17 protein-coding genes and 3 pseudogenes are annotated in these 19,228 nt (G+C 72.0%); 14 read left to right on the top strand and 6 right to left on the bottom strand.

Features of this window, described 5'->3' with window-relative positions; translation table 11 throughout:
* Positions 1–28 precede the first annotated feature (28 nt).
* The 4 genes and pseudogenes from ACH4TP_RS32595 to ACH4TP_RS32580 all read right to left on the bottom strand — a co-directional run.
* A pseudogene (locus ACH4TP_RS32595) lies at positions 29–436 on the bottom strand (SAM-dependent methyltransferase); the annotation flags it as partial.
* Between the two features lie 537 nt (positions 437–973).
* Positions 974–1,282 (bottom strand): annotated as a pseudogene (locus tag ACH4TP_RS32590) (hypothetical protein); the annotation flags it as partial.
* A 127-nt stretch (positions 1,283–1,409) separates the two neighbouring features.
* Positions 1,410–1,904 (bottom strand): annotated as a pseudogene (locus ACH4TP_RS32585) (FAD-dependent monooxygenase); the annotation flags it as partial.
* A gap of 372 nt (positions 1,905–2,276) precedes the next feature.
* A complete protein-coding gene (locus ACH4TP_RS32580; protein ID WP_398439955.1) occupies positions 2,277–2,912 on the bottom strand; it encodes a TetR/AcrR family transcriptional regulator in 636 nt (211 codons plus the stop codon).
* A 134-nt stretch (positions 2,913–3,046) separates the two neighbouring features.
* Between ACH4TP_RS32580 and ACH4TP_RS32575 the strand changes: the two genes are divergently transcribed.
* The 5 genes from ACH4TP_RS32575 to ACH4TP_RS32555 are packed head-to-tail and all read left to right on the top strand — an operon-like array spanning position 3,047 to position 9,163.
* Positions 3,047–4,201 (top strand): VOC family protein, encoded by a 1,155-nt coding sequence (locus tag ACH4TP_RS32575; RefSeq protein WP_398182805.1) that lies wholly within the window; start codon positions 3,047–3,049, stop codon positions 4,199–4,201.
* Between the two features lie 28 nt (positions 4,202–4,229).
* Entirely contained in the window at positions 4,230–5,219 is a 990-nt protein-coding gene (locus ACH4TP_RS32570; protein WP_398439954.1) for a fumarylacetoacetate hydrolase family protein, read from the top strand.
* 7 nt (positions 5,220–5,226) lie between these two features.
* Positions 5,227–6,843: a bifunctional 3-(3-hydroxy-phenyl)propionate/3-hydroxycinnamic acid hydroxylase gene (locus ACH4TP_RS32565; protein ID WP_398439953.1), complete on the top strand. Its 1,617-nt coding sequence runs from the start codon at positions 5,227–5,229 to the stop codon at positions 6,841–6,843.
* Positions 6,840–8,813: an acetoacetate--CoA ligase gene (locus ACH4TP_RS32560; RefSeq protein ID WP_398439952.1), complete on the top strand. Its 1,974-nt coding sequence runs from the start codon at positions 6,840–6,842 to the stop codon at positions 8,811–8,813. The genes ACH4TP_RS32565 and ACH4TP_RS32560 overlap by 4 nt, the downstream gene beginning before the upstream one ends.
* On the top strand, positions 8,810–9,163 hold the full coding sequence (locus tag ACH4TP_RS32555) for a DoxX family protein (protein ID WP_398439951.1): 354 nt from the start codon (positions 8,810–8,812) through the stop codon (positions 9,161–9,163). Before ACH4TP_RS32560 ends, ACH4TP_RS32555 begins: the two co-directional genes overlap by 4 nt.
* A gap of 731 nt (positions 9,164–9,894) precedes the next feature.
* Here ACH4TP_RS32555 and rpsN read toward each other — a convergent pair.
* Both rpsN and rpmB read right to left on the bottom strand, forming a co-directional pair.
* Positions 9,895–10,200, bottom strand: a complete 306-nt coding sequence (rpsN, locus tag ACH4TP_RS32550) for a 30S ribosomal protein S14 (protein WP_398439950.1) — start codon at positions 10,198–10,200, stop codon at positions 9,895–9,897.
* Positions 10,200–10,436, bottom strand: coding sequence for a 50S ribosomal protein L28 (gene rpmB, locus ACH4TP_RS32545; protein ID WP_389233426.1), 237 nt, complete (start codon positions 10,434–10,436; stop codon positions 10,200–10,202). The genes rpsN and rpmB overlap by 1 nt, the downstream gene beginning before the upstream one ends.
* A 160-nt stretch (positions 10,437–10,596) precedes the next feature.
* On the opposite strand from rpmB, the gene ACH4TP_RS32540 reads away from it, so the two are divergent.
* The 9 genes from ACH4TP_RS32540 to ACH4TP_RS32500 all read left to right on the top strand — a co-directional run bounded on the left by ACH4TP_RS32540 (position 10,597) and on the right by ACH4TP_RS32500 (position 19,169).
* Positions 10,597–10,842 carry a type B 50S ribosomal protein L31 gene (locus ACH4TP_RS32540; protein WP_365327312.1) on the top strand — a complete coding sequence of 82 codons (246 nt, stop codon included), beginning with the start codon at positions 10,597–10,599 and terminating at the stop codon, positions 10,840–10,842.
* A complete protein-coding gene (locus ACH4TP_RS32535) occupies positions 10,842–11,993 on the top strand; it encodes a CobW family GTP-binding protein (RefSeq protein WP_398439949.1) in 1,152 nt (383 codons plus the stop codon). Before ACH4TP_RS32540 ends, ACH4TP_RS32535 begins: the two co-directional genes overlap by 1 nt.
* 48 nt (positions 11,994–12,041) lie before the next feature.
* Positions 12,042–12,278, top strand: coding sequence for a 30S ribosomal protein S18 (gene rpsR / locus ACH4TP_RS32530; protein WP_389233419.1), 237 nt, complete (start codon positions 12,042–12,044; stop codon positions 12,276–12,278).
* Between the two features lie 172 nt (positions 12,279–12,450).
* A complete protein-coding gene (locus ACH4TP_RS32525) occupies positions 12,451–13,101 on the top strand; it encodes a choice-of-anchor M domain-containing protein (protein WP_398182781.1) in 651 nt (216 codons plus the stop codon).
* A gap of 111 nt (positions 13,102–13,212) precedes the next feature.
* Positions 13,213–14,355, top strand: coding sequence for a choice-of-anchor M domain-containing protein (locus tag ACH4TP_RS32520; RefSeq protein WP_398439948.1), 1,143 nt, complete (start codon positions 13,213–13,215; stop codon positions 14,353–14,355).
* The gene (locus ACH4TP_RS32515) at positions 14,352–15,896 is read left to right on the top strand and encodes an anchored repeat ABC transporter, substrate-binding protein (protein WP_398439947.1); all 1,545 of its coding nucleotides are present in this window, start codon (positions 14,352–14,354) and stop codon (positions 15,894–15,896) included. Before ACH4TP_RS32520 ends, ACH4TP_RS32515 begins: the two co-directional genes overlap by 4 nt.
* Positions 15,893–17,521 (top strand): choice-of-anchor M domain-containing protein, encoded by a 1,629-nt coding sequence (locus tag ACH4TP_RS32510; RefSeq protein ID WP_398439946.1) that lies wholly within the window; start codon positions 15,893–15,895, stop codon positions 17,519–17,521. The genes ACH4TP_RS32515 and ACH4TP_RS32510 overlap by 4 nt, the downstream gene beginning before the upstream one ends.
* Positions 17,518–18,249, top strand: a complete 732-nt coding sequence (locus tag ACH4TP_RS32505) for an anchored repeat-type ABC transporter ATP-binding subunit (protein WP_398439945.1) — start codon at positions 17,518–17,520, stop codon at positions 18,247–18,249. Before ACH4TP_RS32510 ends, ACH4TP_RS32505 begins: the two co-directional genes overlap by 4 nt.
* Positions 18,246–19,169, top strand: coding sequence for an anchored repeat-type ABC transporter permease subunit (locus ACH4TP_RS32500; RefSeq protein ID WP_398439944.1), 924 nt, complete (start codon positions 18,246–18,248; stop codon positions 19,167–19,169). The genes ACH4TP_RS32505 and ACH4TP_RS32500 overlap by 4 nt, the downstream gene beginning before the upstream one ends.
* Positions 19,170–19,228 lie beyond the last annotated feature (59 nt).

Genomic DNA, 19,228 nt, shown 5'->3' with positions numbered 1-19,228 from the left:
CGTCGCACGGCGTTTCACCCGGCCGCCGTCAGACCCGGTCGGCCGCGACCGGCACGTACGGGAACGACCCGTCCTCGTACGACTCGATGAACGCCTCCTCGATGCCCGTCACCAGCGAGGACGTGGCCCACAGCTCCCGGTACGGGAGGGCCTCCAGGGTCAGGCCGATGACGGCCTGGGGCACCAGGCGGTCGTCGGCCATCGCACGCAGGTGCTCACGGCGGGAGTGGATGCTGCACTCGAAGCGGGCGTTGATCTGCGCGACCCCCTTGGAGGGCCGACCGTACTTCGGGTTCCAGCAGCCGGTGACGGTGCCGTAACGGCCGCCGACCGAGAGGATGCGGGAGCGCTCGGCCATCGGATCGTGCAGGTCGACGTACACGTTCGACGCGTTGGCCCACGAGGCGGCCTGGTCGGTCTCGAAGGGAGTGGCGAGCGTGTCGCCGTGGCCGATGGAGCCGAGACCCTCCAGAGAGCGGCCCGTGAGAAGGTCCTGGCTCCCCGTGGACAGCCGACGCTGCTCGCCAAGAGGCCCTGGACCTCCGGCATGCCGGGATCTCGTCCTGGCCGCACTCCGGCGTGGATCCTGCCGAGTGCGCGCGCCGGGCGCTCCCAGAAGGCGCCTGATCGGGGAGAAGTCCCAGGTCAGGCGCCTTCTTACGTGCTGCTGGAAGAAGCCCAAGACGTGGAAGGTGGCTGACCGGGCACGATGACGGAATCGGAGTGGCTTGATCGCTGGCCGCAACGGACTCCGGCCCTCTCGACGGAGGCTCTGGAGCGACTCATGGGGCACCTGACCGAGGACGAAGACGAGTGATCCCCGGGTCTGCGCCGTCACTCCGGGCCGGCGAGACTCGAAGGCGGCTTCGGTATTCGGGCTCTTCACGGCTGGCGTGACGGAGTCTGCTCCCAGCTGGCGGGCAACGGCTCGACCCGGCTTCCAGTACGGCTGCCAGCGGTCGCGCAGGAACCGGTTCAGCTCCGGTGTTGCCTGCCCGGCCGTGCCGGTGGTGCGCCAGGCGACGTGGCCGTCCGGCCGCACCGGTACCGCGCCGTTCCGGCCGACCCCGAACAGCTCGACGAGCGTCCGCTCTTCGACGGGGGACGCGGCGACCAGGCTGACGACGCGCACAGGGAGCGGGCTCTCGGCCGGGTCGCTCCCGCAGTGCGTGCTCCCATGCCCCGGGACCCGGTGTGACGAGGGCGAGTCCGTCGTGCGGGAGCAGGTCGTGGACCGGGCGGGGGTGTCCTCGTGCCGGACGAAGGCGTGGGGGAGGCGGGCGCCGGGACGGGTGGTGGGGCGGGAGGGCGAGGGCCTCGGTGGTCTGCCGCGCCGTGCGGTTGGTGATCCCCACGGGCGCGGTCACCTCGTCGAGGGGGAAGTGCTTGGCGACACTCTGCTCGGCGAAGCGTTCGACGACGGGCCTGCGCTCGGGCTCGTAGGTGTCGAGCAGGGCGTCCTCGGCGCCTCCGCGGAGCACCGCGGCGATCTTCCAGGCGAGGTTGTGGGTGTCCTGCATGCCGCTGTTGAGGCCGAAACCGCCCGTGTGCGGGAAGCGGTGCGCCGCGTCGCCGGCGAGGAGCAGGCGCCCCCGCCGGAAGGCGCGGGCCGTCTGGGAGGTCATCGTCCACGTGCCGGTGGACCGGATGGTGACCTCGGTGCTGCCCAGCGCCCGGGGGAGTGTCCGTTCCCAGTAGCGCCGGCTGTCCCTGGCGGTTTCCTGTTCCGGGTGGAGGTAGGCGGTCATCAGGATGTAGTCGTCGTTCGCGTGGGCGATCATGACGCCGCAGAAGGCGGACTGGCGGATCCAGCTGAGCAGCGGGCGGACCGTGCCGGGCGGGTGCGGTCCCGGGGCGTGGAAGAAGACGCTGCCCATGTTCGCCGGGACCGGGCCCGCAGCGGAATGCCGGCGCTGTCCCGGACCACGCCGTTGGCACCTCCTGGTGAACCACGCGGGCGCCGAAGACCACGCGGTACCACGTGGTCATCTCGTCGCGGCGGGCGGTCCTGACGACCCAGTGCGCGACGAAGTCCGGCGCGGTGTCGTTCGCGGCCCCGTGGGTGCCGACGTCTTCGGCGGCTTCCCTGAGCGGCCCTTTCAGGGTGCGGTGAGGGTGGTGCGCTGGCGGCCGAGGTCGGTGGAGCCGTCGGGGCTGCGAATGCTCGTGGTCACCATCGCGGAGAACGGGATTGACGCCGGCTTCACCGGTCGCCCGGTCACCTTCCGTCCGAGCTCGTCGTCCACCGCGTAGGGGGAGCGGACGCCGGTGGTCGGTCAGGCGAGGTCGGGGAGGGGGCGCCGGGCGACCTCGTGGGCGTCGTCCGGTGGGACGCCCAGCATGCGCAGGACCATCTCGGCGAGGTTCACCGCGGCGTCGTCGCCGTCCACGTCGGGGCGGGCGAATCTCAGCTCCACCAGGGACAGCAGGGTTCCACCCAGTGCGGACAGGGCCACTGTCGGGTCGACGGCGGTGAAGCGGCCGGAGGCCACGCCGACCTCGACGTCCCGGCGGGCCCGTCGGGCCAGGCCGTTGTCCGAGTGGATGTGGCCCAGGCCCCGGCGGCGCAGCACCTGCATCAGCTCCGGGTGCGACTCGGCCATGCGGGCGCTGAGCCGGAAGCCCGTCGCGACGAGCTCCGCGGGGTCGTCGATGCCGGCCAGGTGCTCGTCGAAGGTCTGGCCGAACTCCTCCAGGGCGTCCTGCACCGCGGCCTCGAACAGCTCCGTCTTCGAGTCGAAGTGGTTGTAGAACGAGCCGAAGCCGACGTCGGCACGCTCGGCGATCACCTGGATGCTGACGCTGGTGTCCCCGGTCTCGGCGAGTATCTGACGGGCCGCGCGGACGAGAGCTCCGCGGGTTTCGGCGCGACGCCGCTCGAATCGGTTGCTGGGCGGGGCTGACGTAGGCATGCCCAGATTCTAACTGCGGAGACGATGACCATCGCAGTCCTGATGAATTCATCATTTTCCGCCGGAACGCCTTGACGACGGAACTGTCAAAGTTGATGATTTCCTCATTACGGCAATGTCGCTTGGAGGGCACCATGTCCGAAACCCGCGTCAACGCAGTCGGCGTCCCGGACGTCAGGACGGCCCACCAGGACCTCCACAGCGCGCAGGGCGCCCTGCGCGGCGAACATCCCGGGCGGTCCCGGAATCCCGTGATCAAGGTGGCCGACCTGGCCTGGCTGGAGTTCGAGAAGCCCGACCTGGACCGGGCCGAGGTCTTCGCCCGGGACTTCGGCTTCGGGATCGCCGCCCGGAGCGAGAGCGAGCTGTGGCTGCGGGGCACCTTCGCCGGCTCACCGTGCATGGTGATCCGGCGCGGCCGGACCTCCCGTTTCATCGGCCCGGCGTTCCGCGCCGCCGAGCGGGCCGACCTGGACCGGCTGGCCCGAGCCACGGGCACGTCCGTACGGGACGCGGACGTGCCCGGCGGCGGCAAGGCGGTCGACCTGCTCGACCCCTCCGGCTTCCCGGTCCGGGTCGTGCACTGCGCGGAGGAACTGCCGGCGCTGCCCGAGCAGCAGCCGCTGCTGCTCAACTTCGGCACCGATCACCGTCGCGCGAACGTCACCCAGCGCCCGCCGCGTGAACCCTCCCGCATCCAGCGCCTGGGTCATGTGGTCCTGGAGACAAGGGTGTTCGGACGCGCCCTCGACTGGTACCTGGACACCCTCGGGATGATCGTCTCCGACTTCCTGTTCCTGGACGGCCAGCGCGGCCGTGGCCCGACGATGGCGTTCATCCGCTGCGACCAGGGCAGCCGGGCCGTTGACCACCACACGCTGGCCATGCACCTGGGCCCGGGCAACGGCTACGTCCACTCCGCCTACCAGGTGACCGACCTCGACTCGATCGCCGCAGGCGGCGAGTACCTGGCCGAGCGCGGCTACCAGCGCAGCTGGGGCATCGGCCGGCACATCCAGGGCAGCCAGCTCTTCGACTACTGGCGCGACCCCGACCGCTTCATGCTGGAGCACTTCGCCGACGGCGACCTGTTCTCCTGCGACCTGGAGCCCGGCTGGGCGCCCATGTCGACCACCGGCCTCGCCCAGTGGGGGCCTCCTGCCACCCGTGACTTCCTCGGCGCGAGCCCCTCCCCGCAGCGGGTCCGCGACGTCATCGAAGCCCTGCGCGGCGACAACGAGATGGACCCGGCACGCCTGCTGGGCCTGCTCAAAGCCGCCAAGTCCTGAACCCCGACCCCCTCACGAAGGTACTGACATGAGCACCAACGTCCTGCGCACCGCCGAAGGATGGTGGGTCCTCCTTCCCCAAGCTCTCGACTCCGCTCGAGCAGGGAAGACCCCATTCGACCGGGCCGTCCCCGTCGACACCAAGGCCACCACCACCGCCGAACTGATCGCCGACCGGGCGGCCGTGCGCGAGGCCACCCTCTCCGGGGAGGCGGGCACGCCCGTCGCCGACCTGGTCGCCCTCTCGCCGATCACCGCCCCCTGCCGGGTGGTCGCCCAGATGGTCAACTACCGCAGCCACGCCCGCGACTCGGGCTTCACCGGCGACATCCCGCCCGCCTTCTTCCGCAAGGCGTCCGGGTCGGTGAGCGGCCCGGGAGAGGCGATCGTCCGGCCGTCGCACGTGAAGTTCCTCGACTACGAGGTCGAACTCGGGCTCGTCATGGGCGCACCCCTGCCCGTCGGCACCGTGGTCGAGGAGCGTGACCTGCCGTCGTATGTCGCCGGGCTGGTGATCACGAACGACGTCAGCGCCCGTGAGGTGCAGTTGACCAAGACGCAGTTCTACGAGAGCAAGTCGTACCCGACCTTCACACCGACCGGGCCCTACCTGGCGCTGCTTGAGCCCGAGGACTTCGTCCACCTCCTCGATCTGCGGCTGCGGCTGTCGGTCAACGGCGAGCTGCGTCAGGACCGCACCCTCGCCGACATGATCGTCCGCCCGGCACAGGCGCTGACCCTGCTGGCCCGCTTCCAGACCCTCGACCCCGGCGACCTGCTGCTCACCGGGACCCCCGGCGGCACGGCCCTCAAGGCCCCGCCCAAGGCGGTCGAGAAGATCGGCGCGCTGCTGCCGCCCGCCGTGAAGTGGAAGGCGTTCTTCAAGAGCCAGGCCCGTAACCCGCACTACCTGCACACCGGGGACGTGATCACGGCGACGATCTCGACCGCGGACGGGCGGATCGACCTCGGCGAGCAGCGCACACCCGTCACGGACGCGAAGCAGGACCCGAGGTGAGCCGCACATGACCGCCGACCAGGCCGGACCCCGGGACACCGCACTCGGGCCCGCACAGACAGCCCCCGCACCCGTCGTGATCATCGGCGCCGGGCCGGTGGGCGTGACCGCCGCCCTCCTCCTCGCCCGGCGCGGTATCCGCACCGTCGTCCTGGAACGCCACCAGGACGTCTACCCGCTCCCGCGTGCCGTCGCCACCGACGACGAGGTGCGCCGCATCCTCCAGGCCGCGGGCGTGGGCGAGGAGTTCGCCGCGATCGCCCGCCCGGCGAACGGACTTCGGCTGCTTGACGCCCGGCACCGGGTCATGGCCGAGTTCCGACGCTCCGAGCACGGCCGTCACGGCTACCCGCAGACCAGCATGTTCGACCAGCCCGAGCTGGAGCGACTGCTGCGCGACGCCCTCGCCCGCCGCCCGGAGTGCGAACTGCGGGGCGGTGTCGAGGTCACCGGCGTCGGCCCGGACCCGGCCGGCCCCGTGCGCGTGACCTACCGCGACGACGACGGTGAGCATCACCTGTGGGCCGAGGCGGTCCTCGGCTGCGACGGCGCGGGCAGCCTCACCCGTGCCGCCATCGGCGCCGCATGGGAGGACCTGCGCTTCGAGGAACGCTGGACCGTCATCGACGTCCGCACGAAGGCCGACGTCCGCTGCTGGGAAGGCGTCGACCAGGTCTGCGACCCTCACCGGCCGGCGACGTTCATGCGCATCGGTGAGGACCGCTACCGCTGGGAGTTCCGGCTGCAAGACGGGCAGCAACCGGTCCGCGAGCTGATCGCCCCGTGGCTGCCGCCCTCGTACGACGGGGACTTCGAAGTCGTACGGGAGACGCAGTACACCTTCCGGGCGCGGGTGGCCGACCGGTGGCGCAGCGGACGGGTCTTCCTCCTCGGTGACGCCGCCCACCTCACCCCGCCGTTCGTCGGGCAGGGGCTGTGCGCGGGCCTGCGTGATGCCTACAACCTCACCTGGAAGCTGGCCCGCGTCCTGGGCCAGGGCGGCGACGAGCGGCTCCTCGACACGTACGAGAGCGAGCGCAAGCCGCATGCACGGCACGCGATCCGGCTCGCGGTCGCCATGGGCTGGGCCATGACCGGCGGCCAGGACGGCGCCGCCGCGCTGCGCCGCAGGATCCTGGCCGCTGCCTGCCGCATACCCGGCCTCACCGCGGCGGCGGGCCGGGACCTCAGCCCGTCCCTGACCGCCGGGCCCCTCGTCCGGCGCCGTATGCGCAGGAGCCTCGTGGGCACCCACTGCCCGCAACCATGGGTGGCACTCGACGGCCGGCGCAGCCGTCTCGACGAACTGCTCGGCGACGGCTTCACCGTCCTGACCGCCGCCGAACCCTGGCCCTCGCTGCGCGCCCTCGCCCACGGGCTCGGCGTCCCGGCGATCCCCGTGACCGACCTCCGTGACGACGGCACCCTCGCCGCCTGGCTGCGCGCCGGCCGGGCGGACGCCGTTCTGCTGCGCCCCGACCGCGTCGTCATGGACGTCGTCCCGGCCGGGAGGCCCGACTTCACGGACACCGCCGCCTGGGCGTCTCTCCTGCACACCACGCGCAGCCCCGACCCTTCCCCACGGACCGCAGAGCACAGCCTGCCGAGGAGCGCCACACGATGACCAGGCCGTACCCGGAACCCTTCACGGCGCCCGATCCGCAGGCCGTCGCCGACAGCCGCATCATGGACTTCGCCCGCCACGCCGGGCTCGACGACACCGACTACGCCGCCCTGCACCACTGGTCGGTCACCGACCTGGAAGGCTTCTGGGGCGCGGTGTGGGACTACTTCGACATCGACGCGGACACCCCGTACGAGCAGGTGCTCGCGGAGGAGCGGATGCCGGGCGCCCGCTGGTTCCCCGGCGCCACCCTCAACTACGCCCACCACGCCCTGCGTCACCTCGCCGACGACGCCGTGGCGATCATCGCCCTCGACGAGACCGGCTCCAGTCACGAGGTGACCGGCGGCCGGTTGCGTGCCCAGGTCGCCTCCGTCGCCGCCACCCTGCGCGACCTGGGCGTCGGCAAGGGGGACCGGGTCGTCGGCTACCTGCCCAACACCCCGCACGCGATCGTCGCCTTCCTCGCCGCCGCGAGCCTGGGCGCGGTGTGGTCGGTCTGCGGGCAGGACTACGCTCCCAAGGCCGCCGCCGACCGCTTCGCCCAGCTCGAACCCACCGTCCTGATCTCCGCCGACGGCTACTTCTTCAACGGCACGACCCACGACCGCCGCGACGCCACCCTCGAACTCGCCGGTGAGCTGCCGACGCTGAAGGCCGCGCTGCTGGTGGACCACGTGGGCCTGCCGTGGCCGTCACACGCGTACCCGGAAGTGGTGGTGCCGTGGGAGGACGCCTCCACCCGCACCGAGGAACTCGCCTGCACACCGGTGCCGTTCGACCACCCGCTGTGGGTCGTGTTCTCCTCGGGCACCACCGGCCTGCCCAAGGGCATCGTCCACGGCCACGGCGGCGTGCTGCTCGAACACCTCAAGACCCTCGGACTGCACTCCGACCTCGGCCCTGGCGACCGCCTCCTCTGGTACACCACTACCCACTGGATGATGTGGAACCTGGTCGCCTCGACGCTGCTGACCGGCGCGACGGCCTGCACCTACGACGGCAGCCCGACACCCTTCGCCAAGCTCGACGTCCTGTGGGAGCTGGCCGCGCGCCACCGGGTGACCGTCTTCGGCACCAGCCCCCAGTACCTGCTGGGCATGGCCAAGTACGGCGTCGACCCCTCGGCGCACGACCTGTCGTCGATCCGCGTAGTCGGCTGCACCGGCTCCGCCCTGCCGGCCTCCGCCTACCCCTGGGTCCGCCAGCACGTCGGCGACCACGTCCTGCTCGCGTCCACCAGCGGCGGCACGGACGTCGTCTCCGGCTTCGCCGGCAGCGCCCCCAACACACCGGTCTGGGCAGGAGAGTTGTCAGCACCCCACCTCGGCGTGGCCCTGGCCGCGTACGACGCCGAGGGCCTCCCGATCGTGGACCAGGTCGGTGAACTGGTCGTCACCCGCCCGATGCCGTCCATGCCGCTGTACTTCTGGAACGACCCCGACGGCACCCGCTACCGCGACGCCTACTTCTCCTCCCACCCCGGCGTCTGGCGGCACGGCGACTGGATCACCGTCACCGGACACGGCTCCGTGATCGTCCACGGCCGCTCCGACAGCACCCTGAACCGCAACGGCGTACGCCTGGGCAGCGCCGACATCCACGACGTCGTCGAGCGCCTCCCCGAGATCACCGAGGCCCTCGTCATCGGCGCGGAAGAACCCGACGGCGGCTACTGGATGCCCCTGTTCGTGGTTCTCGCCGCCGACGCGACCCTGGACGACCCGCTCCGCGAGAAGATCAAGGATGCGATCCGGACCGGCGCCTCACCCCGCCACGTCCCCGACGAGATCCTCGAAGTCCCCGGCATCCCGCACACCCGCACCGGCAAGAAACTCGAAGTCCCCGTCAAACGCCTCCTCCAGGGCGCCCCGGTCGAGCAGGTCGTCAACCCGGCGGCCGTGGACACCCCCGACCTCATCGACCACTTCGCCCGCCTGGGTACTGAACGCCGGGGCCGGTCGACATGACAGCCGCGCAGATCCCCCTCGCCGTCGTCCTGACCCTGATCTTCCTGTCGCTGGGAGCGGCGAAGATCGCCGCGGTGCCGTTCATGCGCCAGGCGGCAGCGCACCTCGGCATGTCGCCGGGCCTCTACCGCGTCGTCGGCGCCCTGGAAGTGGCCGGAGCCGTCGGGCTGGTACTCGGACTGGCGGCCACCCCACTCGGGATGGCCGCCGCGATCGGGCTCGCGCTGCTGATGACCGCGGCCGCCGTGGCCCACCTGCGCCACGGCGACCCGCCCGCGCGGGCCCTGCCCGCCGCCGTCCTGGCCCTGACGGCGGTGGCGTACGCCGGGGTGACGCTCGGTACCGGCTGACGGCCCGCAGCATGCGCTGACGCGCGCGGCGGCCCGTCGACACCTTCGCACTCACGGTTCTCCTGTCCGCAGCGCTCGGAGCACGGAGACGGTCCTTCCCCCTTCCGGATCAGCGCCACCGACGGCCGGGGCGGCCGGGGTACGGCTTGTCGGTTCCCTCGACCTGGACGGTCAGCCGTCTCAGGAAGGCGAGCCCGAGGCGCCCGGCGGGCGAAAGCCCGCCTCAGGCGCCTCTTGCCGTGCCCCGGGAAGAAGCCGAGCTTCTTCGGCGAGTAGCTCACCAGCAGGTTCTCCGTCTGCTGGTGGTACAGGCGAGGGATGCGCGCTGACCAGTGAAAACGACAGTTTCCATGGCTCCTGGGAGGGGCCTGGTCCGGAAGCGGACCGGATCCTGGTCCGCAGTCGTCCCAGGACGCTTGCGACGACTGATGGTGGTGCCGGGGTTCGCCGGCAGCCGGCAGCCGGCATTCGTCTCATAGCGCGAGCCGGGCTGGGCTGGGCGGTGCCGTGGCTGTGACCTCCCCCAAGCTCTCGGCTTCGTTCGAGCAGGGGGACCCCGTCCCGGCCCGGGGGTTCAGGTCGTCTGGGTGGCGGCGTGTTCGTGTTCGCAGGTGTCGTGGATGCCGTATGTCTCCCAGGCGGGGAAGTCGTCCTCCTCTCCGAGCGGGTCGGCCCGACCGCAGGAGGCTGCGGTCGGGCCGAGAGGGTGCGGGGTCGGACCCAGGAGGTGCCTACCAGGACGACTTGGTCACTCCGGGCAGGAATCCCGCGTGGGCCTGCTGTCGTGTCCGTACGCGGGAGAGTCCGAACTTGCGCAGGAAGCCGCGGGGGCGGCCGTCCACGCTGTCCCGGTTGCGTACGCGGGTGGCGCTGGCGTCGCGCGGTTGGCGGCTGAGCTCCTCCTGGGCGGCCGCCCGATCGGCCGGGGTGGTGGACGGGCGCCGGATGATCTCCTTGAGCTCGGCCCGGCGGGCGGCGTGGTGCTGGACGACCTGCTTGCGCCTCTCGTTCCGCGCGATCTTGCTCTTCTTCGCCATCAGACCTTCCCTCCCCGCGCGCGGATCCGCGCCACCGCGGCTTCGATGCCGATCGTGTCGATGGTCTTGACGGCCTTGGCGCTCAGGGTGAGGCGGACGTGGCGTCCCTCGCTGGGCAGCCAGTAGCGCTTGCGCTGGATGTTGGGGTCGAAGCGTCGTGACGTACGCCGGTGCGAGTGGGAGATGGTGTTGCCGAATCCCGGCTTGGCGCCGGTCAGTTGGCAGTGGGCTGACATGGGTGGTGCCGCCTTTCTCAGGGGTCGCGCTTGTCGATAATGAAAATCGTTGCCATATAGTACCCGTCGTGGCGCGCAGCGAGATCAGCGACTTCCACGAAGAGCGCCGGCACCGCCCGTCGCCCGCCCCACCCCACCCGACCGTCGAAAGGTTCCTGCCGTGAAGCCCGGCATCCACCCCGCCTACGGGCCCGTCGTCTTCCGCGACTCCGCCTCCGGCACCTCGTTCCTCACCCGGTCCACGATGACCAGCGACAAGACGATCGACTGGGAGGACGGCAACACCTACCCCGTCGTCGACGTGGAGATCTCCTCCGCCAGCCACCCCTACTACACGGGCACGGCACGCGTCCTCGACACCGCCGGCCGCGTGGAGCGCTTCGAGCGCCGCTACGGAGCCCGCTGATGGCGCGCGACCGGCAGCTCCCCGTCGTGATCGTCGCCGGGCTCCACTCCGACGCACGCAAGGAGGTCGTCGACCGCCTCCTGCGGGACGTTCCGGGGAGCGTGGCCCTGCACCACGACCTGGCCTCGGCGCCCGACGGCACCGTGCTCCGCCTCGTCCGCGACGCTGCCGGCCCCGTCTCCAGCGGCGATACGCCGCTGGTGAACGACTGCGCGTGCTGCGCGCTGCGCGAGGACCTCGTCCCCGAGCTGGAGCGCATGGCGGACGGCGGCCTGACCCGGCTGGCCGTCGTCGAACTGTGGGACTCGGTCGAACCGAAGGCCATGGCGGAGGTCATCGCCGCACACGGCGGGGACCGCCTGGTCGTGACGAGCGTGATCACCGCCGTGGACCCCGCCCTCGTCCTGCCGTACCTCGGGAACGGGGACGATCTGGCCGAGGCCGGCCTCGCTGCCGCCGCCACCGACCAGCGGACCGTCGGCGACACCTGGGCACGCCAGCTGGAGTACGCCCCCGTCCTCGCCGTGGTCGACAGCGACGAGGCGGACGAGGAGGACCATGCCCTCCTCGCCCAGCTGCACCCCACCGCCCGACGCGTCCCGGCCGCCTCCGCCGAACTGGCCAGGGCCGCGCTCGCGGGATTCGACGTCGAAGCCGCCGCGGCCGCCCAGCACCCGGCGTGCGCGCTGCTGCCGCAGGAGGCGGACGAGGCCGGAGTCGCCACGCTCGTCTGGCACCGCCGACGGCCCTTCCACCCCGAGCGTCTCTACGAGGCGCTTGAGGACCTGTGCTGCGCGGCGGCCCGGAGCCGCGGCCGGTTCTGGCTCGCCGACCGCCCCGACACGCTGCTCGCCTGGGACGCGGCCGGCGGCGCGCTGTGCGTGGAGAGCGCCGGGCCCTGGCTGGCGTCGCTGCCGGACGCGGCCTGGGAGATGGTTCCTCCCGTGCGCCGGGCGGCGGCGGCGCTCGACTGGCATCCCGAGCACGGCGACTGCTGCCAGCACCTCGTCTTCACCTCGCCCGGCCTGGACCGGGACGGGCTGGAGCGGCTCCTCGACTCCTGCCTGCTGACCGACGCGGAGTACGCGTCGGGGCCCGAGGCCTGGAAGCGACTGCCCGCCGCCTTCGCCTCCCTCCTCGACGCCGCCTGACCGACGCCGTACGAAGCGAACCCCACGACCACGCAAGGAGAAGCCGCCATGGCTCGACGCCCCGAACCCCGCAAGCCCGCCAAGTCCCGCCCCAACCCGCTCGACGCGGCCGGGATCACGTACATCGACTACAAGGACACCGATCTGCTGCGGAAGTTCATCTCCGACCGAGGCAAGATCCGCAGCAGGCGCGTCACCCGCGTGACGGCCCAGCAGCAGCGGGCCATCGCCGCCGCCGTCAAGAACGCCCGCGAGATGGCCCTCCTGCCGTACGCGAGTCGCTGACCCGATCGAGCGCACCCGGCCGGCCGCCCTCCCCGCGAGGGCGGCCGGCGCGGGCGTGAGCACGTGCCTCCCGCGACGGGTGTCCCCGGAGGCACTTGCCACCTCTTATTGAAAATGATTATCGTCTTAGTTGTTCCTGTCGTGCTCGATCTCTGCCCAAGGGGGGCTTCTTTTGCGTGCCTTCACGCGCACTCTCACCGTCACCGGTTCCATAGCCGCGGCCATCGCGGTCGGCGGAATGACCGCCGCACACGCCGCCGGGACCACTCTCTCCAAGGGGCACGTCGACGTCCTCGACGTCGAGTACGCCGCCGGTGCTCTCGAACTCCACGTCCACGACGAGTCGGTCACCCCGGACGTGGAGTACGCCCCGGCGGACGTCGTCCTCCGGGCCCTGCCGGCCTCCGCGTACACCGTTCCCACCGGCACCTGCTACGGCCACCTGGGCACCGCGGGCACCACCGTCTACCGCCTGCCGCAGGTCGAGAACGCCGACCTGCTCTGGCCCGGTCTCTCCGGCGAGCACCTCGCCACCGGCGTCTTCCAGAACGACAAGGTGCAGGTCAAGCTCACCTCCGTCAGCGGCCCCGGCAAGCTCACCGTCTACAAGAACGGCCTCTGCCCGAAGAACAACCGCTCCTACGACAGCGGCGACACGACGCTCGCCAACAGCAAGGACATCGCCGCGGGCGAGCACGACCACGCCAACTGGGTCTTCACCAAGGCCGGTTCCTACACCGCCACCTTCCAGGTGAGCGGCACGCTCGCGAACGGCGCCCCGGTCGGCCCGACCTCCGCCACGTACACCTTCCAGGTCGGCTGACCCCGGCCCGCGTCACAAGCCCCGCGCCGGGGGCGGGCCGTGCCCGCCGTTCGAACCGCCCCCGGCGCGGCCGTGATCCCCCGCTCCCACGCCCGAAGGAGAAGCCCCGTCATGCGGGCCCCCATAGCACCACCCCCTCCCGTACGAGCCGCCGCTCTCGCGGTCGCCCTGTCGCTGCTCTCCGCGGCCCCGCTCGCCCACGCGGCCGACGCGCCACCGAGGGAGGCACCGCCCGGAGAGCGCACCGTCCTGAACGGCGGCCACCTCGACCTGGCGGCCAGGTTGAGGAACGGACGGCTGGAGTTCCGGATCAAGGACGGCACGGTGCCCGGCTCGCCCGTCTGGCGCGAACCCTCCGACGTGCTGCTCCACTTCGACCCCCGCCACGAGGTGGTCATCCCGCCGCGTGAGGAGGTCCCGCAGTTCGAGGGGTTCGGCCAACCGGGCAGCAGCCTCTGGGTCGACAAGGACTTCGAGGTGAAGGAAGGGCTGCTCTGGCCCGGCTGGAACACCCTGGAGATCCTGCCCGCGGACGTGTCGGGCGGGGTGGAGGTCACCTTTCCGAAGATCGAGGGACCGGGCCGATTCGTACTCGGACAGTGGGCCGACGACCCCGACATGGGAGTGCGGATCGGCGTCACCGTCGACAGCGCGAAGCCCGACCCGGGTGCGGTCGACCTTCCCGTGTTCACCCACGCGCACCCGCTGTGGATCTTCGACGCCGAGGGCGTCCACCGCATCACCATGCGGATGACCGCCACCCTGCCCTCCGGCGCCACGGTCTCCGACCGGGAGACGCTCGCCGTCGTGGTCGGCGACGACGTGGATCCCGCCACCGTCGTGCCGGGCGACGGCACGAACACCACACCCGTGCCCACGCAGACCCCGACCCCGACCCCGACCCCGACTCCGACTCCGTCTCCGATCGTCACGCCGACCCCCACGCGGAGTACGGGGTCGCCCTCGGTGACTTCCACGCCGTCCGCCATTTCCACCGCCACGGCGAGCCCCTCCACCGCGCCGACCGAGCCGCCGATCCCGACCGCGAGCCCGTCGGCATCGACGACCCTCCCCACGACGCCGACCCCGGCCTTCCCTTCGGGAGGCGGCGGCTCCACCGGTGCGAACACGGACGGGGGCCGCCTGGCGTCGACCGGTGCCGGTGCCGCCCTGCCGGCCGGAATCGCGGCCGCCGCGCTCGTGGCGGGTGCCACGCTCCTCGCCCTCGTCCGCCGCAAGCGGGTCGTCCGTTGAGCCGCCTGGCCGGCGCGGGAGCCGTCACCGCTGCCGCCCTCGCGACCGTCCTGCTGGCCTCCGGCTGCCGACCCGGCTCCGACGGGCCGGCCCGGGACGCCGTGCTGACCGTCTCCACGACCACCGCGATCATCGCCGACCTCGTACGCAACGTCGGCGGCGACCGGGTCGACGTGGACTCCGTCGTCCCGCACCACGGCGATCCCCACTCGTACGAGCCGAGCCCCGGCGACGCCGCCCGCATCGCAGAGTCGGACCTCGTCTTCAGCAACGGACTGCTCCTCGAAGAGCCCGGCATCATGAAGATGATCCACACCAACGCACCCAGGACCACGCCGAAGGTGCCGGTCAGCGAGGAGCTGGAGCAGTACGGCGGCTCCGTCATCAAACTCAAGGAAGACCTCGGCCTCGACGTCCTGTGGCTCGGGTGGGCCGTCGAGGGCGAGGTCGGCGGTGACGGCTCCCAGGTCCGTACGACGGCGACGAAGCTCGAAGGCCCGGGCGACCTCCACGTCTACCTGACCGACACCCTCGGCACCCCGAAGAGCTACATCGACTCCACGGACGGGTTCGACAAGAAGGACTCCTTCGCGCTGCCGCCGGAGGCCCACACCCACGTCAACTGGGTGTTCACCGCCCCCGGTACGTACCGGCTGACCGTTCAGGGACAGACGGAGACCCTCGAAGGGAAGACCGCCCCCGCCGGCAGCGGCACCATCACCTTCGTCGTCGGAGACGCCCGGGTCCCGCAGGGCAAGACCGTTCTGGACGGCGGGCACGCCGACGTCTCCGTCAACGCGCGGACCCGCACCGTCCAGGTCCGCTCCGACGATCCGGCGACCGGCCGGCGCATCCACCATCCGGCCGACTCGGTCGTGCTGCGCGTCCCCGACCGGGCGAAGGCGTCCGTGCCCGAGGAGGAGACGTACCGCTTCCTGGGACGTCCCGGCGCGGACATCTGGGTGCTGCCCCAGGCCGTCATCGGCAAGCACGTCCACGGCGAGATGGACCCGCATGCCTGGGAGGACGTCGCCAACGCCGAGGCGTACGTCCGCCGCATCGAGGCCGAGCTGATCAAGGCGGATCCGGAGGGCAGGCCCACGTACGAGCGGAACGCCGCACGCCATCTGAAGCGACTGGCGGCGCTGGACGACGAGGTAGCCCGGAAGCTCGCCCGCGTACCGGACGCGAACCGCAAGCTGATCACCACCCACGACGCCTTCGGCTATCTGGCCCACGCCTACGGCATGGAGGTGGCCGGCTTCGTCGTCCCGGTGCCCAGCCGCGAGCCGAGCGCCGCAGAGATCGCCACACTCCGCGCCACTATCCGCGACAAGAAGGTCCCGGCGGTCTTCCTGGAGCCGAACCTCGCCGCGCGGGCGGACGTCCTGCGCCGGGTGGCGGAGGACGAGGGCGTCGCCGTCTGCACGATCTACGGCGACTCCTTCGACGACAAGGTCCACGACTACGTCTCGATGATGCGCCACAACGCGAACGAACTGGCCCGCTGCCTGGGCCGCGAGGGGAGTGGGGCCCGATGAGGCTCGTACGGAACAGCAGGATCGCCCTCACGGCGGCGGGAGCGCTCACCCTCGGGGGCACGGCCATGACCGCCCCGCCCGCGCCCCCGCCCGTCGTCGCCCCCGTCACCCTGACCGACGGCACGCTCAGCCTGGGCGAGGGCGGGGTGATCGACCTCGACGACACCCACAGGACGACCGGCCCGGAGAGCACGGACCGCTGGGAGTTCGAGCCCGTCTGGGACACGACCGGACTGCCCTCGGGCTCCGTGCGCTGGTCCCTCAGCGGCGTGGAGGGGCCGGGCAGCCTCCGGGTCACCGAACCGGACCGCACCGAGGCGGTGGGCGAGGGCGACGAGCCTGTGGTGCGGTTCGACAGCTCGGACGGGCTGCCCGACGGATACGACCTGCCGGCCGCGGCACGCGGCGCGACCCGCTGGTCGTTCGACGCGCCCGGAACGTACGCGCTGACCTTCACGGCCCAGGCCCACGGCGAGGCGGAGGGCCGGTCGTCGGTCGCCGAGACCTCGTACACGGTACGGGTCGGGGACGCGGCCATCGCCCGGCCGCATCCCCGGCCCGAGCCGGAACAGGCGGTTCGGCCGCGAACGGAGCCGGTGGAGCCGGTGGCCACTGTCCCGGCGCCGGCCGCCGATCGGCAGGCCGCCGCTCAGGCCCCCGGCCAGGCCCCGGCCCAGGCCCCCGACCTGCTCCCGGCCGCCGAGCCGGTGGAGACCGCCAAGAAGGTCCTCGACGAAGGACACGTCGACATCGCCGCCCGCGTCGTCGACGGCCGACTGCAGATCCACGTCAAGGACGGCACGGTCCCGGGGAAGACCGTCTGGCGCGAGCCGTCGTCCGTGGTCATGCACGTCAAGCCGGAGGCGCGGAAGACGATTCCGGCGAACAAGGACTTCGCCTTCCTCGGGAAGGCGGGCGACCCGGTCTGGCTCCTCGACCAGGTGCAGCAGCCGGGGCTGCTGTGGCCCGGCTGGTCCACCGACAACATGGCGGCGGGCGCCACGAAGGGCGAGGTCGAGTTCCAGCTGGTGAAGGCCGATGGACCGGGAACGTTCGCCCTCTACAACTACGACGGCCTGTCGGGCGCGGCGATCCGCTTCAACAGCGGCGACGGTGTGCCGGACGCGTTCGGCGTACCGCAGAACACCCACGCGCACGGCGGCTGGGCCTTCGGCGAGGAGGGCGTGTACCGGCTGACCGTCACGATGTCGGCCACGCTGGCCGACGGGACCGGGACGAGTGACACGGAGACGCTGGCCTTCAGCGTGGGCGAGGGCGACCCGAACCAGGTGACGCCCGGCGGCACCGGCGGAGGCTCGACCGGAGGGTCCACGGGGGGCTCCACCGACACGACCGGCGGTTCGACGGACGGCTCGACGGACGGTTCGACGGGCGGTGGGTCGGCCACGGGCAGCACTACGGGTGATGGATCGGCCACCGGCGGTACGACGGGCGGCGGCACCGGCGGTACGACCGGCGTCGCCACGGGCGGCTCCGGTTCGCCCACCACCGGCACCATGGCGAGCACCGGATCGGACGGCACCCTGATGCTCGCCGGTACGGCCGCCGCACTCGCCCTGGCCGGCGCGGGCGCCGTCGCGCTGACCCGCAGGCGCACCTCGTGAGCGCCCCCGAGCAGTTGCTCGGCATCGAGGCGGTCTCCGTCGTCCTCGGCGGCCGCATGGTGGTGCGGGACGCCTCGCTGACCGTGGCGCCCGGTGAACTCGTCGGCCTCCTCGGACCGAACGGTGCGGGCAAGACCACCTTGCTGCGCGCGGTTCTGGGCCTCGTCTCGCCCGCGGCCGGCAGCGTCGAAGCCGTCGGACCTGTCGGCTACGTACCCCAACGCCACGAGTTCGCCTGGGACTTCCCCATCGACGTGGCCGGTGCGGTGATGAGCGGCCGGACCCGTACGATCGGCTGGTTCCGCGGGCCCCGCGCGCACGACCGCGCCGCGACCGAAGAAGCCCTGGAGCTGGCCGGCCTGACCGGCCTGCGACGCCGCCCCATCGGTGAGCTGTCGGGCGGACAGCGCCAGCGTGTTCTGGTGGCGCGTGCGCTCGCCGCGGAGCCCGGGCTGCTGCTCCTGGACGAACCGTTCACCGGAGTGGACGTCCCCACGCAGGAACTGCTGAACGAGCTCTTCGGCCGCCTCACGGCCGAGGGCAGAGGACTGCTGATGACCACACACGACCTGGCCGCCGCGGCCCGCACCTGCACCCGCGTGATCCTGCTCAACCGTACGGTCGTCGCCGAAGGCGGACCGGAACTCCTCTCCGACGCGGACCAGATGCTGCGGGCCTTCGGACTCGACCGAGCCGCCGCCACGAGCGGCGCGGAGGTGACGGCATGACCGACCTGCTCGCCTTCTTCGCCGACCCGTGGCAACTGCCCTTCATGCGACGCGCGTTCACCGTCGCCGCGGTCGTCGGCCTGGTCTGCGGAGTCGTCGGTGTCCACGTCGTCCTGCGGGGCATGGCATTCATCGGTGACGCCGTCGCCCATTCCGCGTTCCCGGGGGTGGCGCTCGCGTACGCCTTCGAGGGCAACCTGCTGCTCGGCGGGGCTGCGGCCGGGGTCACGACGGCGGTGCTCATCGCCTTCGTCTCCCAGAACAGACGACTGAAGGAGGACACCGTCATCGGGGTGTTCTTCGCCTTCGCGTTCGGCCTGGGCATCGTGCTCGTCTCGACCCGGGACAGCTGGACGACCGACCTGTCTTCCTTCCTCTTCGGGCAGGTGCTCGCCGTCGACGACGCCGACATCCGGCGGGTCGCGGTCATGGGCGCCGTACTCGTCGCGGTCGTCCTCGCGCTCCGCAAGGAACTCGTGGCGGTCAGCCTCGACCGCGAGACGGCCCGCGCCGCCGGGCTGCCGGTGCTTCTCCTCGACCTGACGCTGTACGTGGTCGTGACGGCCACCATCGTCATGGCCCTGGAGGCCGTGGGCAACGTCCTCGTCCTCGCCCTCCTGATCACCCCGGCCGCCACGGCCCGCCTGCTCACCGAACGACTGTGGGCGATGACGCTGCTGGCATCCCTCTTCGGCTGCGCGGGCAGCCTCGCCGGTCTGTACGTCAGCTACGCCTACGACCTCGCGGCCGGCGGCTCGGTCGTCGTCGTCCTCACCGCTCTGTTCGCCCTCGTCTGGCTGCTCGCCCCCCGTCACGGACTGGCCGCGAAACTCCGCACCCGAGGCGGAGCCGTCGAGATCGCCGGGAGCAGGTCCGGGCCCTGGCGGACGCTCGACGCGTGTGCCGACACCGCTCCCTGACCCGCACGGACGGGGTCGCGACCGGAGAGGGGAACCGGTCGCGGCCCCGCGCCGTCCTG

This window comes from Streptomyces sp. NPDC021012, assembly GCF_044333355.1.
Lineage (GTDB): Bacteria > Actinomycetota > Actinomycetes > Streptomycetales > Streptomycetaceae > Streptomyces.
This window is presented reverse-complemented; position numbering and strand designations above follow the sequence as displayed.

Bases quoted from the DNA above. Each gene is read 5' to 3' on its own strand.
- ACH4TP_RS32520 (WP_398439948.1), top strand. From the start codon at position 13,213: ATGCGGGCCCCCATAGCACCACCCCCTCCCGTACGAGCCGCCGCTCTC.
- ACH4TP_RS32555 (WP_398439951.1), top strand. From the start codon at position 8,810: ATGACAGCCGCGCAGATCCCCCTCGCCGTCGTCCTGACCCTGATCTTC.
- ACH4TP_RS32575 (WP_398182805.1), top strand. From the start codon at position 3,047: ATGTCCGAAACCCGCGTCAACGCAGTCGGCGTCCCGGACGTCAGGACG.
- rpsR (WP_389233419.1), top strand. From the start codon at position 12,042: ATGGCTCGACGCCCCGAACCCCGCAAGCCCGCCAAGTCCCGCCCCAAC.
- rpsN (WP_398439950.1), bottom strand. From the start codon at position 10,200: ATGGCGAAGAAGAGCAAGATCGCGCGGAACGAGAGGCGCAAGCAGGTC.
- rpmB (WP_389233426.1), bottom strand. From the start codon at position 10,436: ATGTCAGCCCACTGCCAACTGACCGGCGCCAAGCCGGGATTCGGCAAC.
- ACH4TP_RS32570 (WP_398439954.1), top strand. From the start codon at position 4,230: ATGAGCACCAACGTCCTGCGCACCGCCGAAGGATGGTGGGTCCTCCTT.
- ACH4TP_RS32565 (WP_398439953.1), top strand. From the start codon at position 5,227: ATGACCGCCGACCAGGCCGGACCCCGGGACACCGCACTCGGGCCCGCA.
- ACH4TP_RS32535 (WP_398439949.1), top strand. From the start codon at position 10,842: ATGGCGCGCGACCGGCAGCTCCCCGTCGTGATCGTCGCCGGGCTCCAC.
- ACH4TP_RS32560 (WP_398439952.1), top strand. From the start codon at position 6,840: ATGACCAGGCCGTACCCGGAACCCTTCACGGCGCCCGATCCGCAGGCC.
- ACH4TP_RS32510 (WP_398439946.1), top strand. From the start codon at position 15,893: ATGAGGCTCGTACGGAACAGCAGGATCGCCCTCACGGCGGCGGGAGCG.
- ACH4TP_RS32580 (WP_398439955.1), bottom strand. From the start codon at position 2,912: ATGCCTACGTCAGCCCCGCCCAGCAACCGATTCGAGCGGCGTCGCGCC.
- ACH4TP_RS32500 (WP_398439944.1), top strand. From the start codon at position 18,246: ATGACCGACCTGCTCGCCTTCTTCGCCGACCCGTGGCAACTGCCCTTC.